Below are 14,564 nucleotides of genomic sequence, written 5' to 3'. Positions count from 1 at the left end.
CCCCGGCGCGTCAGCCGCCCCAGCAAGCCCCGGCGCGTCAGCGCCGCCAAGCGGGCCCCGGCGCGTCAGCCGCCCAGCAGGCCGCGGCGCTCCAGCAGCGGCTCGATGCGCGGGTCGCGGCCGCGGAAGTCGCGGAAGGCGTCCATCACGTCCTTGGCGCCGCCGACCGACAGCAGCGTGGACCGGAAGTGGTCGCCGTTCTCGCGGGTCAGGCCGCCGTTCTCCTTGAACCACTCGACGCTCTCGGCGTCCAGCACCTCGCTCCAGATGTAGGAGTAGTAACCGGCGCTGTAGCCGCCCACGCTGCCGGAGAAGATGTGCGCGAAGTAGTTGGTCCTGTAGCGGGTGCGGACCAGCTCGAAGGCGATCCCGGCGCGCTCCAGGGCCGCGTTCTCGAAGGCCTCGGCGTCGGCGACGGTCTCGCCGGGGGCCAGCCGGTGCCAGGCCCAGTCCAGCAGGGCGGCGGCGAGATACTCGACGGTGGCGAAGCCCTGGTTGAACTTCTCGGCGGCCCGCATCTTCTCCAGCAGCTCCGCGGGCACCGGCTCGCCGGTCTCGTGGTGCTTGGCGAAGTTGGCCAGGACGGACGGCCACGTCGCCCACATCTCGTTGACCTGTGAGGGGTACTCCACGAAGTCGCGGGGGACCGAGGTGCCGGAGACCCGGGGGAAGCGCACGTCGGAGAACAGGCCGTGCAGGGCGTGGCCGAACTCGTGGAAGGCGGTGTTGACCTCGTCGAAGGTCAGCAGGGTCGGGCCCTCGGCGGGCTTGGTGATGTTGAGGTTGTTCATCACCACGGGCCGCTCGCCGAACAGGTGGGACTGGTCGACGAGGTTGTTCATCCACGCGCCGCCGCGCTTGGTGGGCCGGGCGTAGGGGTCGAGCAGGAACAGGCCCAGCGGCGAGCCGTCGGCGTTGGACACCTCGTGGACCCGCACGTCGGGGTGGTAGCCGGCCAGGTCGGGCCGGTCGGCGAAGGTGATGCCGTACAGCTCGGTGGCGGCGTGGAAGATGCCGTCCCTGACCACCCGGTCCAGCTCGAAGTAGGGGCGCAGCTCGGAGCTGTCGAAGTCGTAGCGGGCCTTGCGCACCTTCTCGGCGTAGAAGGACCAGTCCCACGGCTCGATGGGGAAGCCGGCCTGCTCGCTCAGCGCCTCGGCCTCCCGGCGGGCGTTGGCCACCGCCGGGCCGGTCAGCTTGCCGAGCATCTCCTCGACGGCCTCGGTGGTCTTGGCCGTCTGGTCGGCGACGGTGTAGGCGGCGTGGTCCGGATAGCCGAGCAGGGCGGCGCGCTCGGCGCGCAGGGTCGCCATCCTGATCGCCAGCTCGAAGTTCTCCGGGGCGCGGTTGATCGACAGCTCGTACAGCCTGCGCCGGGTCTCCCGGTCGGTCAGCTCGGCCAGGGCGGGCTGGTTGGTGAAGTTCAGCAGCGGCAGGACGTACTTGCCGTCCTTCTCGATCGCCTTGATCGCGCTCTCCGAGAGCCCGTCCAGGTCCGCGGGGTCCTCGACGACGAGCGCCGAGGCGGTGGTGGCCTTCAGCAGGTTCTGCGAGAAGGTCGTGCCGAGCGTGGACAGCTCCTCGTTGAGCTGCTTGAGCCGCTCCTGCTCGGACTCCGACAGGTCGGCGCCGGCCCGGACGAAGTCCACCCGGTACTTCTCCAGCAGCCAGGCCTCCTGCGGGTCCTCGGTGGAGACCTGCTTGATCCGCGCGTAGAGGGCGCGGTCGAGGTGGATGGCGTCGTTGTGCTTGGTGAGACGGGGGGAGATCTCGGTCTCGATCTCCCGGATGCCGTCGGTTCCGTCCGAGGCGGCGATGCTGAAGAACACGGTCGCCACCCGCTTGAGGACGCGGCCCGAGCGCTCGAGGGCCTCGATGGTGTTGGCGAAGGTCGCCGGCTCAGGGTTGCCCGCGATCTCCGCCACCTCCCGCAACTGCTCGGCCATGCCCTGCTCGAAGGCGGGCAGATAGTGCTCCTCGCGGATCTGCGCGAAGGGCGGCAGGTTGTAGGGCAGCGTGCTGGCTGCGAAAAAGGGATTCTCGGCCACGGCGCGGGCTCCTCTTATGCGAAGTATCTTCTGGAGCAGCGTTACATAACGGGCCGTCGATAAGCACTCGGGAGGCGCCCGGTTCGCTCCGGGCCGACTGGCCGCCCCCGTTTTGGCCTTGGCCCTCAAGGTGGGCTATTCTTTCGGAGTCGCCAGGGAGGCCCGCAGGGCAGCCCGGAGCGGTGGGGTATGGTGTAATTGGCAGCACGACTGATTCTGGTTCAGTTAGTCTAGGTTCGAGTCCTGGTACCCCAGCGGTAACTCCTCCCGGAGTTGTCAGGATTCGGCTATGCCAAATCCACCCCCAGTGTGCAGGGTCCCGTCGTCTAGTGGCCTAGGACGCCGCCCTCTCAAGGCGGTAACGCCGGTTCGAATCCGGTCGGGACTACCAGTCGCACACACGCAAGGCTCCGTCGTCTAGTGGCCTAGGACGCCGCCCTCTCAAGGCGGTAGCGCCGGTTCGAATCCGGTCGGGGCTACCTTGTGGAACCCCCGGAAGCATCAGCTTCCGGGGGTTTTCTGTGTTTCCGGGCTTCTCCTCTTGACTGGATAGCACTGCTGTCCAAGTATTGGATAGCGACACTATCCAAAGAAGGGGCGAAGATGATCACTTTGCTGGCGGACGGCCGGGAGAGCACGGTGGAGGGCATGGTCGTCCCGTACGGCGCGACCGTCCTGGGCTGGGAGCGCAAGCCGCACGGCTGGTGCCGGGGCGACGCCTGCCTGCCCGCGTTCCGCGCCGCGGCGGCCGAGACGGAGCAGGGCGTGGACCTGGCGGCCTTCGCCGGGCTGCTCGGCCGGCCGGTGGTGGCCGACGCGGAGGAGGGGGTCGTCGCGATCGGGGAACCCGCCGGGACCGCCCTGGACGTGGCGCCGGAGTTCGAGGAGCTGACGCGGCTGCGCGGCCGCAAGGTGGCCCTGGTCTTCTGGGCCTCCTGGTGCGGCTGCCGCTACGACCTGCCCGCCTGGGACGAGCTCCACCGCGAGCTGTCCGATCGAGGTTTCAGCGTGCTCAGCGTCTCTTTGGACCGCGAGCCCGCCGACGCCCGCGAGTGGCTGGCCGGCACGGACCATCCGGCGGTGGTGGACGCCGACGGCCGCATCGCGGAGCTGTACAACGTGATCAACGTGCCGACCGTGGTCTGGGTCGACGAGGCCGGCCGGGTCGCCCGGCCGCAGGACACCATGACGGCCACCGACACCTTCCGCTCGATGAACGGCCTGTCCTCCGAGCGGGCCGTGGCGGCGCTGCGCCGGTGGGTGGCCGACGGCGAGGCCGGCACGACCCTGCGCGAGCTGCGGGCCCCCAGTGAGGACGAGCGCCTGGCCCGGCTGCACGCGCGGATCGCGGCCTGGCTGCTGCGCTCGGGCCGTACGGCCGCCGCCGAGCGGCACCTGGAGACGGCCGCCGGGCTCGCCCCGCACGACCTGGCCATCCGCCGCGGGCTCCTGCCGCTGCGGGGCGTCGATCCGTTCGGCGAGGAGTACTTCGCCCTGCGCGAGGAGCTGGAGACCGCGGGCATCCCGATCTACCGTCCGCTCCCGGACTGGCAGGAGAGCGCCTGACGGCCCCGGCCCCGGTGCCGGTACGGCGAGGCGTCCGGCGCCGGGGCGCGACGGGCGGCCCGGTCAGTTCTCGTGGGAGCGGGCCTTGAACAGGGCGCGTTTGGCGGCCTTGCCGACCTGGCGGTCGGGGTGGGCCTTGGCGATGGCCTCCAGAAGCTCCTCCAGGTGCGGGTGGCGGACCTTCCAGATCACGTCCAGCAGGGGGACCAGCGTGGAGGCCGGGCCGATGTCGTCGAGGCTGCCGACGAACTCCGGGCGCCCGAGGCCGGCGGAGATGGTCAGCATGTCGAGGATCAGCCAGTGGGTGTCGGCCTGGGTGGGGGCGGGCGCGTCTTCGATCCCGAGCTGGGCCAGGTGGGTCGCCGCGTAGGGGCGCAGGGACGGCTCGTCGAGGGCCTCGCGCCAGGCGGGCACGGCAGCCTCGCCGAGCGAGCCGACCACGCTGGCGGCCTGCACCCTGACCAGGGCGTCGGCGTCGTCCTCCGCCGCGGCCCGCAGCAGCTCCCCGGCGGCCTGGCCGGGCTCGCGCAGCTCCATCCAGGCGTCGAACTCGGCGTCCGCCTCCTCCTCGGGCAGTTCGGCGCTGAAGGCGAGCAGGTCCAGCGCCGTCATCGCGTCGATGGCGGGCCGGGCGTCCAGCTCGATGTCCTCCTCGTCCACGAGGTGGACCAGGCCCTCGGTGCCCAGCGGCGTCAGCCGTACATGCTCGTGCTCGACCTCGACCATGCCGTAGCCGCACAGCCAGTCGAGCACCGGGTTCAGCGGGTCGCCGTAGCGCTTGGTCGCCGCCGCCCACGCCTCGGCGCCCAGGTCGTCGTATTCGGCGGCGGCCTCGGCCAGCTCGGAGCGCAGGTCGGTCAGGGACTTGGAGCCGCCGGCCAGCAGCACCCGCAGCAGCAGGGCCCGGGTCAGCCCGGACAGGGCGATCGTGGCCTCTTCGTCGTCGAGCTCGGGGTCGCCGTAGTCGATCGAGTGCAGGCCGGTCAGCCAGGCGTCCAGGACGTCGTCGTCGTCATCGAAGGGCCACTCGGCGGCGTCGGGGTCGGCGCTGACGGTGTCCTCTCCCTCCGGCTGGAGGAAGTCGAGGTCGATGGCGAGGTTCCAGACGTTCCAGAGCGCGGGCACGGAGTCGGCCAGCGGGCCGCCGTCCGCGGCGGGCGGGGGGAAGCCCAGGGCGGCCACGGCCTCGGCGATCTCGGCGTCGGTGAGCAGGTTCTCCTCGCCCACCCGGCGCGCGGTGCCGACCCAGACCGCCAGGTCGCGGGCCTTGCCGATCAGCACCGACGCGCGGGCCGCCGCGGCCAGCTCCGAGTCCGGGCGCAGCCGGATCGTCGGCAGCGCGGCGAGCTCGTCGGCGAACGGCTCGAAGTCGCCCAGCCCTTCGACCTGCTCGTCGTCCTCGTCGTCGTAGTCGTCGTCCGAGACGGCGTCCTCCATCGCGTCGACGACGTCGTCCTCGATGCGGTCGAGCTCGGTGAGCAGGTCACGCAGCGGGGCCGAGCCCTTGACCAGCCGGCCCGTATCCGACAGGAAGGTCAGATAGGAGCGGACGGCGGGCACGATGCCCTCGGCCGCGGCCTCTGGGTCCTCCACCACCTGGGGCATCCGGTCGATCAGGACCGCGCGCAGGTCGGCCGTCCTCCACCGGCCGGCGTCGTCGGAGGCGATGAGCCGGTGCCACAGGGCCACGGAGCCCACGAGGCCTGAGTCGCTGCCGGGCGCGTTCTCCCGCGCCCAGAGGATGAATTCTTGGAGCAGGGGACGCAGTTCAGCCGCGGCTGCCTCGATGCGATCTGTCACCCGCCCAGCCTAGGGGCCCGCCGGGGTCCTTGCCTCCCGATATCGAACGGCTCGCCCGGATGGGCTCAGCTGTTGCGCCGCATCGACTCGGTGATCCGCTCGGCGGCGGCGACCACCGGGGCGGCGTGCATCCGGCCGGGGGTCCGGGTGAGGCGCTCGATCGGCCCGGAGACCGAGATGGCGGCCACGACCTTGCCGCCGGCGCCCCGGATCGGCGCTGAGACGCTGGCCACCCCCTGCTCGCGCTCGCCGACGCTGTGGGCCCAGCCCCGGCGCCGGACGCTGGACAGCGTGGCCGCGGTGAACTTGGCGCCGCGCAGGCCGCGGTGCAGGCGGTCGGGCTCCTCCCAGGCCAGCAGGATCTGCGCCGCCGAGCCGGCGAACATCGGCAGCGCCGAGCCGACCGGCACGGTGTCGCGCAGCCCGCTGGCGCGCTCGGCGGCGGCCACGCACACGCGCTCGTCGCCCTGGCGACGGTAAAGTTGTGCACTTTCTCCGGTCATGTCCCTGAGCTGGGTCAAGATCGGCGCGGCGACGGCCAGCAGCCGGTCCTCGCCGGCCGCCGTGGACAGCTCCGACAACCGCGGTCCCAGTACGAACCGGCCCTGCGTGTCGCGGGAGACGATGCGGTGGTGCTCGAGCGCGACCGCGAGCCGGTGGGCCGTGGGACGCGCCAGGCCGGTCGCCTGGACGAGTTGCGCCAGGGAAGCCGGGCCGGCCTCGAGGGCGTTGAGCACGAGAACGGCCTTGTCGAGTACGCCGACTCCGCTAGAGTTGTCCATACACCGATACTGCCGTCTCGACATATGAGAAAGCAAGTCGGAGCCGTGCCGATGCGACGGAGCGGCGCGCACGGATAAAGGATCGCGAGGAGGCGACATGGGCCGCACGCTGGCGGAGAAGGTCTGGGAGCAGCACGTCGTGCGACGTGCCGAGGGAGAACCCGACCTGCTCTACATCGACCTTCACCTCGTCCACGAGGTGACCAGCCCGCAGGCGTTCGACGGCCTGCGCATGGCGGGGCGCAAGGTGCGGCGGCCGGACCTCACCATCGCCACCGAGGACCACAACGTGCCGACCCTGGCCGGCCCGATCTCCGACCCGGTCTCCAAGACCCAGGTCGAGACGCTGCGCAAGAACTGCGCGGAGTTCGGCATCCGGCTGCACCCCATGGGCGACGCGGGCCAGGGCGTCGTGCACATCATCGGGCCGCAGTTCGGCCTCACCCAGCCCGGCATGACCATCGTGTGTGGGGATTCTCACACCTCCACCCACGGCGCCTTCGGCGGCATCGCCTTCGGCATCGGCACCTCCGAGGTGGAGCACGTGCTGGCCACCCAGACGCTGCCCGCCTACCGGCCCAAGACGATGGCCATCGAGGTCTCCGGGGAGCTGCCGACCGGCGTCACCGCCAAGGACCTGATCCTGGCGATCATCGCCAAGATCGGCACCGGCGGCGGCCAGGGCTACATCGTCGAGTACCGCGGCGAGGCCATCCGCAAGCTCTCCATGGAGGGCCGGATGACCGTCTGCAACATGTCCATCGAGGCGGGCGCTCGGGCGGGCCTGATCGCTCCGGACGAGACCACCTTCGGGTACCTCAAGGGCCGTCCCCACGCGCCGACCGGCGCCGCCTGGGACGCCGCGGTCGAGTACTGGAAGTCGCTGGCGACCGACGACGACGCCGTCTTCGACACCGTCGTGGAGATCGACGCCTCGACGTTGACCCCGTTCGTCACCTGGGGGACCAACCCCGGCCAGGGCGCCCCGCTGGGGACGGCCGTGCCGGTCCCCGAGGAGACCGACGACCCGGCCGCCGCCCGCCGCGCGCTGGAGTACATGGGGCTGACCGCGGGCACCCCGCTGCGCGAGATCGCGGTGGACACGGTCTTCGTCGGCTCCTGCACCAACGGCCGCCTGGAGGACCTGCGGGCCGCCGCCGAGGTGCTGCGCGGGCGCAAGGTCGTCACCCGCACGCTGATCGTCCCCGGCTCGATGCTGGTCAAGCTCCAGGCCGAGCAGGAGGGCCTGCACGAGGTGTTCAAGGCCGCCGGCGCCGAGTGGCGCGAGGCGGGCTGCTCGATGTGCCTGGGGATGAACCCCGACACCCTCGCCCCCGGCGAGCGCAGCGCCTCGACCTCCAACCGCAACTTCGAGGGGCGCCAGGGCAAGGGCGGCCGCACCCACCTGGTGTCGCCCGCCGTCGCCGCCGCCACCGCCGTCACCGGCAAACTGACCGCCCCCGCCGACCTGGCCTAGGAGACCTGACGATGGAAGCCTTCACCACCCACACCGGCCGGGTCGTGCCGCTGCGCCGCAGCAACGTCGACACCGACCAGATCATCCCGGCCGTCTGGCTCAAGCAGGTCAGCCGTACCGGCTTCGAGAAGGGCCTGTTCTCCGCCTGGCGCGAGGACCCCGGCTTCGTGCTGAACCAGCCCGCCTACCAGGGCGCCTCGATCCTGGTCTCCGGCCCCGACTTCGGCACCGGCTCCTCGCGCGAGCACGCCGTGTGGGCCCTGCAGCAGTACGGCTTCCGCGTCGTGATCGCGGCGCGGTTCGGCGACATCTTCCGCAACAACGCCACCAAGATGGGGCTGCTCCCGGTGGTCCTGCCCGCCGAGACCGTCGAGGCCCTGCAGTCGGCCGCCGAGGCCGACCCCACCCTGGAGGTCACCGTCGACCTGGGCGAGCGCCAGGTCCGCTGGGCGGGGGAGAGCGCCGGGTTCGAGATCGACGACTACACGCGCTGGCGGCTGATGGAGGGCCTGGACGACATCGGACTGACCCTGCGCAACGCGGACGACATCGCGGCATACGAGAATGGTCGGCAGTCATGGCTGCCGACGACCGTCTGACACGTTCAGAAGAGGATCTGGCGCGGCGGTTGCGCGAGGCGCACCGCCGCGTCCGCATGCTGCCCGTCGCTCCGGAGGTGAAGCAGCGCCTGTACCGGCGCCTGCTGAGCATCTGCGACCTGTCCAAGCGCGACCTCGAGCACGCCGCCACGCGCCTGGAATCGTTCCTTATGGATGCAGATGACCTGGTTTCGAACACGCGGAGTGCTGGAAATATTGCGGAAGGTGATTGAGTCGCACGCTTCCGTCCCCTAATTTCAAGCGGGTAAGGGGTTTCTCGCTCCGCCAGAGACCCCGCCGCGACACATCGGGTGAGACGGGCTTTCTTTTCCCGGGCCCACTCCCGTACATCTGCAACAAGGGGAGCGCAACCTTCATGAACAAGAAAGAACTCGTCGACGCCATCGCGGGTCGGGTGGGCGACAGGAAGACGGCCACCGAGGCCGTGAACGCGGTGCTGGACGCCATCCAGAGCGCCGTCGCCAGTGGCGACAAGGTCTCCATCACGGGCTTCGGCGCCTTCGAGATGGTGCACAAGCCGGCCCGCACGGCCAGGAACCCTTCGACCGGCGCCGAGATCAAGGTGGCCGAGAGCTGGGCGCCGAAGTTCCGTCCGGGCTCCGACTTCAAGGACCTGGTCAACGAGGGCGGCAAGAAGGCCGCCAAGAAGTAGGACCTCCGCACGCAGGCGCCCGGATCCCCGCAGCGGGTCTGGGCGCCTGCGCGTGTCCGGGCCCGGAGGGCGGGAGGACGGGGCTCAGCCGGGCACGGGGAACGTCGAGAGCGTCACGTAGGTGATGAGGCCGCCGTCCATGACGATGTTGACCCGCTGCCCCGATCGCAGCAGCCGCAGCGGCCCGGCGTCGAAGGCCGCCGCGTCGAAGGGGACCTCGGTCCCGTCGTCCAGGAACACCGAGCCCGCCCGGGTCTCCGGGTCAAAGATCCGCACCGTCGCCTGCACGCCACCACACTAACGCCCGCGCCGTCCGCGCCGCCCGGGCTCCCGCAGTGCGCCGCCCGTCGTGCGGGAGAGGGCCCGCGGGCCCTCGTGGCCGGGGCGTCCGCCGTACGGAAAAGAGTTTGACCGGCCGGGCGGGGGCGAGGACGATGCGTGATCGTGCGTGCCGGGAGCAAGGGCGCCGGGATGTGGCGGGACAGGTCGTTCCGGTTGTTCCTCGGGGCCGACGCGATCAGTCAGTTCGGGACCCAGGTCACCCTCGTCGCACTGCCGCTGACGGCGGTGCTCACCCTCGGTGCGGGCCCGATGGAGATCGGCCTGCTCACCGCCGCCGAGACCGTCGCGTTCCTGCTCCTCGGGCTGCCCGCCGGGGTGTGGGTGGACCGGCTGCGCCGCCGCCCGATCCTGATCTGGAGCGACCTGCTGCGCGCCGCCGCGCTGCTGTCGGTCCCGCCGGCCGCCGCGCTCGGCGTGCTCACCCTGCCCCAGCTCTACATCGTCGCGCTGCTCGTCGGCCTCGGCTCGGTCTTCTTCGACGTGGCGCACATGAGCTTCCTGCCCTCACTGGTCGGCAAAGACGACCTGCTGCGCGGGAACGGCGTCCTGGAGACGCTGCGCGGCACCAGCGTCCTGTCCGGTCCCGCGCTGGGCGGCTGGCTGGTGCACGTGCTCACCGCGCCGATCGCCCTGCTGGCCGACGCGGTCAGCTATCTGGTCTCGGCGCTGCTGCTCGGCGGGGTCCGCGCGCGGGAGGCGCCCCCGCCCGCGGGGGAGCGCCGCAGGCTCAGGGACGAGGTCGCCGAGGGGGTCCGCTATGTGGCCGGCCACCCGGTGCTCCGCCGGGTGGCCATGGTCGGCGGGCTCGTCATGCTGTCGAACGGCGTCTGGCTGGTCGCCCAGCCTCTCTTCCTGCTCAAGACCCTCGACGTGAGCCCGGCGGTGTACGGCCTGCTGCTGACCGGCGGCGCCGTCGGAGCGCTGGCCGGCGCGGTCCTCGCCCCGCGCTTGGCGGACCGCTTCGGGGTCGGGCGGGCGATGTACGGCGGGGCGGCCGGGGCGGCCGGGGCCATCCTGCTCGTCCCGCTGACCGCCGGGGGCTGGCGGCTGGCGCTGTACCCGCTGGGCTGCCTGCTCAGCGGCGTGGCCGGCTCGGTGTTCAGCATCAACCAGCTCAGCTATCGTCAGCGGATCACCCCGGAGCGCATGCTCGGCCGGATGAACGCCAGCATGCGGTTCCTGATGTGGGGCGCCGCGCCGCTCGGCGGGCTGCTCGGCGGAGTGCTGGGGGCGTGGTTCGGCCCGCACGGGCTCCTGTGGATCGCCGCGTGCGGCATCAGCGCGGCTCACCTGCCGGTGCTGACCTGCCGCCGGATTCTCCGGCTGTAGCGGCCTCCTCGACGAAGGAGGCCAGGCCGCGGATGACGATCTCCACGGCGAGGTCGAACCGGTCGTCCTGGGAGTCGGAGATCATGTGGGGGGCCAGCGCGCTCAGGTTGGGGAACCGGTCGGGCGGCAGGTCCTTGAAGTACTGCTGGAAGCTCTCACTGACCTTCGTCCACGAGAAGTCGGGGGAGTCGCGGTAGCGGTCCTGCCAGATGCTCTCCTCGAAGGCGAACGCGTCGACGAGCGTGGACAGCAGATCGCCCGCGCGCGCCGCCACCGGGTCGGGCAGGCCGGCCGAGCGGAAGATGGTGACGAGCCGCTCCATCTGCGGCAGCACCTCGGGGCTGAACGGCACCCCGACCATGGAGATCCTGGCCATGTCGCGGTGCCGGCGCAGGCGGTCCAGGCCCTCGCGGGCGAACTCGGCCACCTGCTCCCGCCAGCGCTCGGGATCGGGATCGGGCACCTCCCAGCCCCGGAAGAGCCGCAGGTACATCAGCTCCAGCAGCTCGTCCTTGCTGCTCACGTGGGTGTAGAGGGCCGAGACCGCGACGCCCAGCTCGGTGGCGACCTGACGCATGCTCAGCTTGTCGTAGCCCTCGCGGTCGAGGACCACGTAGGCCGCGTCGACGATCCGCTCCGGAGTGAGCGGGACCCGGACGGGGGCGGCGCGACGGCGTGACCGGTCCCAGGGCGGCGTGGGCAGCTCCTCACTCATATCCGCAGTCTACCGGCATCAGAACATTGATCTGTCTCGGCGAACACTGATCAGATTCAAGACATATCTTGTCGGGCCGGAAGATGCGTCATATCTTGAGAACACCGCACAGCTCACTGAACGATGTTCACCAGAGGCGTGTCGGTGGTGTACGGTGAACGCTGTTCAGATCTACTGATCAGTGTTCACCTCGGAGTTCCGAGCCCTGAGATCCCTGGTCCTGAGATCCCCAGTCCTGAGACCCGAAGGAGTCCCCATGTCCGCAGACGTGAAGACATCCGCCCCGTCGCCGCCGGTGCCGGCCGCCTACCGCTGGCGCTGGGTGGCCCTGTTCGTGATCCTGGCCGCCGAGGTGATGGACCTCATCGACGCGATGGTCACGAACATCGCCGCTCCCAGCATCCGCGAGGACCTGGGCGGCACCCCCGCCACCATCCAGTGGCTCGGCGCCGCATACACGCTCTCGATGGCCGTCGGCCTGATCACCGGCGGGCGGCTCGGCGACATCTTCGGGCGCAGGCGCATGTTCCTGATCGGAGCCGCCGGCTTCACCGTCGGCTCCCTGCTGTGCGGGATCGCGCAGTCCCCCGAGATGCTCGTCGGCGCGCGGGTCCTGCAGGGCCTGTTCGGCGCGGTGATGCTGCCCCAGGGGCTCGGCATGATCAAGGAGATGTTCCCGCCGGACGAGATGGGCAAGGCCTTCGGCCTGTTCGGCCCGGTGATGGGCCTGTCCTCGGTGGGCGGTCCCATCCTGGCGGGCTGGCTGGTCGACGCCGACTTCTTCGGCACCGGCTGGCGCATGATCTTCCTCATCAACCTGCCGCTCGGCCTGGCCGCCATCGCCGCCGGGCTGCGCTTCCTGCCGGAGTCCCGCTCGCCGCACCCGCTCAGGCTGGACGTCCCGGGCGTGCTGCTGGCCACGCTGGGCGGGCTGCTGCTGGTCTACCCGCTGGTCCAGGGCCGGGAGAGCGGCTGGCCGGTCTGGTCCTTCGTCATGATGGGCGCCTCCGTCGCGGTGTTCGGGATCTTCGGCTGGTTCGAGTCCCGCAAGAGCCGCACCGGCGGTGACCCGCTGGTCGTGCCCAGCCTGTTCCGCAAGCGGGCCTTCACCGGCGGCCTGGTGACCGGCCTGGTCTTCTTCTCCTCGATGGCGGGCTTCACCCTGGTGTTCAACCTCTACACCCAGATCGGCCTGGGCTACTCCACCCTGCAGGCCGGTCTCGTCATGATCCCCTGGTCGCTGGGCATGGTCGCCGGCTTCGGCGTCGCCCAGGCCGTCCAGCGCTTCGGCCGCAAGGTCCTGCAGGGCGGCGTGCTGGTCATGCTCGCCGGCACCCTCGGCCTGCTGTTCACCGTCTCCGCCGCGGGGGCGACGGTGACTCCCTGGCAGTTCGTCCCCGCCCTCGTGGTCACCGGCATCGGCATGGGCATGCTGATGGCCCCCTTCTTCGACATCGTCCTGGCCGGCGTCGAGCAGCACGAGACCGGCTCGGCCTCCGGCACGCTCACCGCCGTCCAGCAGCTCGGCGGCGCCTTCGGCGTGGCCCTGCTCGGCACGGTCTTCTTCGACCTGCTGGCCGCGCAGGCGGTCCCCGACTTCGGCGGGGTGATGGCCGCCATCCTGTGGGTGGTCGCCGGGATGCTCCTGCTGACCTTCCTGGTGGCCTTCCTGCTGCCCCGGCAGGCCCGGCAGGAGGAGCACGCCGGGCACTGAACCGGCTGGACCGTCCCGGCGCCGGACGCGCCGGGACGGGTCAGATCAGGGGGGTCTCCCGGCCGGGGGACCCCCCGACGCGTTCGGCCACGGCGAGGGTGCGGGGGCCCACGCCGAGGGCGAGGGCGGCCCGCAGGTCGTCGGGGGTGTCGACGTCGCGGCGGACCGAGTCGACCCCGTTCAGGCACAGTTCCTTCGCGCCGCGCCGCAGGTGGCGGTCGCGCGACTCGCCGCCGAAGCCGGGGGTGAAGGCGGCGCCGGGCCGTACCCCGTAGAAGGTCGTGCCGACCTCGGCGGCGTCGGGCAGGAAGGACTGCTCGAACTCCGCGGCGGCGGCCAGGACGACGGCCAGCTCCGCGGGGCGCAGCGCCGGCAGGTCGGCCTGGAGCGCCCCCACCGCGTCGCCGGGCGCCAGCCGTACCGCCTCACCGGCGCCGTGGCGCAGCGCCGCGTTGAGTCCGGCCTCGGGATCGGCCACCACGTGGGCCCCCACCCCGGACAGCGCGTCGGCCGCCACCGGGTCGCCCGTCACCACCACGACGCGGGCGACGGGCGGGCAGCGCAGCGCGGCCTCGACGGTGTCGCAGGCGATCGCCACGGCCAGCGCGACCCGATGCGGGCCCGCAGCCTCGGCCAGCCGGGTCTTGGCGGCGACCAGCGTCTTGACCGGGACGACGAGGGTCCATCCGAAGCTCTGGTGAGGAGGCATAACCTTAAGCATCCCGCCTCGACACGGCCCCGAGCCAACCGGGAGACTTGAGGCGCACCCCGTGCAGATGGAGGAGCACATGAGACGTCCGGGCTGGCCGACCAAGTTCTGGGTCGCCCTGGCAGTGGTGATCGTCAAGCCGATCTCCTGGCTCCTGGTGAAGAAGGACTGGCGGCGGGCCGACCTCCTGCCCCGCGAGGGCGCCATGATCATGGCGACCAACCACCTGTCGTGGCTGGACCCGATCCTGATCGCCCACTTCCTCTACAACAACGGGCGCTGGCCGGTGATCCTGGCCAAGGCCGCGCTCTTCACGGTGCCGGGACTGGGCCGCGCGGTGCGCTCGCTGCTGGCCATCCCTGTCTACCGGGGCAGCGCCGACGCCATCCGCTCGCTGGGGAGCGCCGAAGAGCGCATCGCCGAGGGCTCGTGCGTGATGTTCTATCCCGAGGGCACCTGCACCCGCGACCCGAACCTGTGGCCCATGGAGGGCAAGACCGGGGCCGCCCGGCTGGCCCTGGAGACCGGCGTGCCGGTGATCCCGGTGGCGCACTGGGGCGCCCAGGAGATCCTGCCCTACGGCAGCAAGCGGCCCCGGCTGCTGCCCCGCAAGACCTTCCGCGTGCTGGTCGGCCCGCCGGTGGACCTGTCGAAGTACCAGGGCCGGCCGATCCAGGCCGACGTCCTGCGCGAGGCCACCGCCGACATCATGGCGGCGATCACGGCACTCCTCGCCGAGCTGCGCGGTGAGAAGGCGCCCGATGCGCCCTTCAAGAAGCCCTCTCGCGGCTGAGTTCGGCGTACGGTGAT

Annotated in this window: 14 protein-coding genes and 3 tRNA genes; 11 read left to right on the top strand and 6 right to left on the bottom strand. The window is 71.4% G+C overall.

All coding sequences use genetic code 11. The features are described 5' to 3' along the window. Positions 1-65: 65 nt before the first annotated feature. Positions 66-2,048, bottom strand: a complete 1,983-nt coding sequence (locus tag Psi01_RS15270; protein ID WP_204064654.1) for a M3 family metallopeptidase — start codon at positions 2,046-2,048, stop codon at positions 66-68. A gap of 183 nt (positions 2,049-2,231) precedes the next feature. Here Psi01_RS15270 and Psi01_RS15265 point away from each other — a divergent pair. The 4 genes from Psi01_RS15265 to Psi01_RS15250 all read left to right on the top strand — a co-directional run bounded on the left by Psi01_RS15265 (position 2,232) and on the right by Psi01_RS15250 (position 3,614). Beyond that, positions 2,232-2,303: transfer RNA gene (locus tag Psi01_RS15265), tRNA-Gln, on the top strand. 60 nt (positions 2,304-2,363) lie between these two features. Next, a tRNA-Glu gene (locus Psi01_RS15260) sits at positions 2,364-2,439 on the top strand. 15 nt (positions 2,440-2,454) lie between these two features. After that, positions 2,455-2,527, top strand: a tRNA-Glu gene (locus Psi01_RS15255). Between the two features lie 124 nt (positions 2,528-2,651). Continuing rightward, on the top strand, positions 2,652-3,614 hold the full coding sequence (locus Psi01_RS15250; RefSeq protein ID WP_204064653.1) for a TlpA disulfide reductase family protein: 963 nt from the start codon (positions 2,652-2,654) through the stop codon (positions 3,612-3,614). A 63-nt stretch (positions 3,615-3,677) separates the two neighbouring features. On the opposite strand, the gene Psi01_RS15245 is transcribed toward Psi01_RS15250, so the two are convergent. Together Psi01_RS15245 and Psi01_RS15240 are read right to left on the bottom strand one after the other, a co-directional pair. Then, positions 3,678-5,414 (bottom strand): hypothetical protein, encoded by a 1,737-nt coding sequence (locus Psi01_RS15245; protein ID WP_204064652.1) that lies wholly within the window; start codon positions 5,412-5,414, stop codon positions 3,678-3,680. A gap of 65 nt (positions 5,415-5,479) precedes the next feature. After that, on the bottom strand, positions 5,480-6,196 hold the full coding sequence (locus tag Psi01_RS15240; RefSeq protein ID WP_204064651.1) for an IclR family transcriptional regulator: 717 nt from the start codon (positions 6,194-6,196) through the stop codon (positions 5,480-5,482). Between the two features lie 97 nt (positions 6,197-6,293). On the opposite strand from Psi01_RS15240, the gene leuC reads away from it, so the two are divergent. From leuC to Psi01_RS15220, 4 genes are all read left to right on the top strand, one after another. Next, on the top strand, positions 6,294-7,673 hold the full coding sequence (gene leuC / locus Psi01_RS15235; protein ID WP_204064650.1) for a 3-isopropylmalate dehydratase large subunit: 1,380 nt from the start codon (positions 6,294-6,296) through the stop codon (positions 7,671-7,673). 11 nt (positions 7,674-7,684) lie between these two features. Continuing rightward, entirely contained in the window at positions 7,685-8,272 is a 588-nt protein-coding gene (leuD, locus tag Psi01_RS15230) for a 3-isopropylmalate dehydratase small subunit (protein ID WP_204064649.1), read from the top strand. Beyond that, entirely contained in the window at positions 8,251-8,505 is a 255-nt protein-coding gene (locus tag Psi01_RS15225) for an SCO5555 family protein (RefSeq protein WP_204064648.1), read from the top strand. The genes leuD and Psi01_RS15225 overlap by 22 nt, the downstream gene beginning before the upstream one ends. 143 nt (positions 8,506-8,648) lie before the next feature. Next, positions 8,649-8,945 (top strand): HU family DNA-binding protein, encoded by a 297-nt coding sequence (locus tag Psi01_RS15220; protein WP_204064647.1) that lies wholly within the window; start codon positions 8,649-8,651, stop codon positions 8,943-8,945. Between the two features lie 84 nt (positions 8,946-9,029). On the opposite strand, the gene Psi01_RS15215 is transcribed toward Psi01_RS15220, so the two are convergent. Continuing rightward, a complete protein-coding gene (locus Psi01_RS15215; protein ID WP_204064646.1) occupies positions 9,030-9,233 on the bottom strand; it encodes a hypothetical protein in 204 nt (67 codons plus the stop codon). Positions 9,234-9,383: 150 nt separating this feature from the next. On the opposite strand from Psi01_RS15215, the gene Psi01_RS15210 reads away from it, so the two are divergent. After that, positions 9,384-10,616, top strand: coding sequence for an MFS transporter (locus Psi01_RS15210; protein WP_204064645.1), 1,233 nt, complete (start codon positions 9,384-9,386; stop codon positions 10,614-10,616). Here the strand turns inward: Psi01_RS15210 and Psi01_RS15205 are convergent. Further along, on the bottom strand, positions 10,564-11,331 hold the full coding sequence (locus tag Psi01_RS15205) for a TetR/AcrR family transcriptional regulator (RefSeq protein WP_204064644.1): 768 nt from the start codon (positions 11,329-11,331) through the stop codon (positions 10,564-10,566). The two genes, Psi01_RS15210 and Psi01_RS15205, sit on opposite strands and share 53 nt — an antisense overlap. A gap of 256 nt (positions 11,332-11,587) precedes the next feature. Between Psi01_RS15205 and Psi01_RS15200 the strand changes: the two genes are divergently transcribed. Next, positions 11,588-13,045, top strand: a complete 1,458-nt coding sequence (locus Psi01_RS15200; protein WP_204064643.1) for an MFS transporter — start codon at positions 11,588-11,590, stop codon at positions 13,043-13,045. A 40-nt stretch (positions 13,046-13,085) separates the two neighbouring features. On the opposite strand, the gene cofC is transcribed toward Psi01_RS15200, so the two are convergent. After that, complete coding sequence (cofC, locus tag Psi01_RS15195) at positions 13,086-13,766, bottom strand: 2-phospho-L-lactate guanylyltransferase (RefSeq protein ID WP_204064642.1); 681 nt, start codon at positions 13,764-13,766, stop codon at positions 13,086-13,088. Positions 13,767-13,833: 67 nt separating this feature from the next. On the opposite strand from cofC, the gene Psi01_RS15190 reads away from it, so the two are divergent. Next, positions 13,834-14,547 carry a lysophospholipid acyltransferase family protein gene (locus tag Psi01_RS15190; RefSeq protein ID WP_204064641.1) on the top strand — a complete coding sequence of 238 codons (714 nt, stop codon included), beginning with the start codon at positions 13,834-13,836 and terminating at the stop codon, positions 14,545-14,547. The last annotated feature ends 17 nt before the right edge of the window (positions 14,548-14,564 follow it).

The sequence above is a fragment of the Paraplanobispora siamensis genome (genome assembly GCF_016863175.1).
Lineage (GTDB): Bacteria > Actinomycetota > Actinomycetes > Streptosporangiales > Streptosporangiaceae > Planobispora > Planobispora siamensis.
Note: the sequence above shows the minus strand (reverse complement) of the source record. Positions and strands in the feature narration are given on the sequence as shown.

Bases quoted from the DNA above. Each gene is read 5' to 3' on its own strand.
- Psi01_RS15250 (WP_204064653.1), top strand. From the start codon at position 2,652: ATGATCACTTTGCTGGCGGACGGCCGGGAGAGCACGGTGGAGGGCATG.
- Psi01_RS15240 (WP_204064651.1), bottom strand. From the start codon at position 6,196: ATGGACAACTCTAGCGGAGTCGGCGTACTCGACAAGGCCGTTCTCGTG.
- leuC (WP_204064650.1), top strand. From the start codon at position 6,294: ATGGGCCGCACGCTGGCGGAGAAGGTCTGGGAGCAGCACGTCGTGCGA.
- leuD (WP_204064649.1), top strand. From the start codon at position 7,685: ATGGAAGCCTTCACCACCCACACCGGCCGGGTCGTGCCGCTGCGCCGC.
- Psi01_RS15225 (WP_204064648.1), top strand. From the start codon at position 8,251: ATGGCTGCCGACGACCGTCTGACACGTTCAGAAGAGGATCTGGCGCGG.
- Psi01_RS15220 (WP_204064647.1), top strand. From the start codon at position 8,649: ATGAACAAGAAAGAACTCGTCGACGCCATCGCGGGTCGGGTGGGCGAC.
- Psi01_RS15205 (WP_204064644.1), bottom strand. From the start codon at position 11,331: ATGAGTGAGGAGCTGCCCACGCCGCCCTGGGACCGGTCACGCCGTCGC.
- Psi01_RS15200 (WP_204064643.1), top strand. From the start codon at position 11,588: ATGTCCGCAGACGTGAAGACATCCGCCCCGTCGCCGCCGGTGCCGGCC.
- cofC (WP_204064642.1), bottom strand. From the start codon at position 13,766: ATGCTTAAGGTTATGCCTCCTCACCAGAGCTTCGGATGGACCCTCGTC.
- Psi01_RS15190 (WP_204064641.1), top strand. From the start codon at position 13,834: ATGAGACGTCCGGGCTGGCCGACCAAGTTCTGGGTCGCCCTGGCAGTG.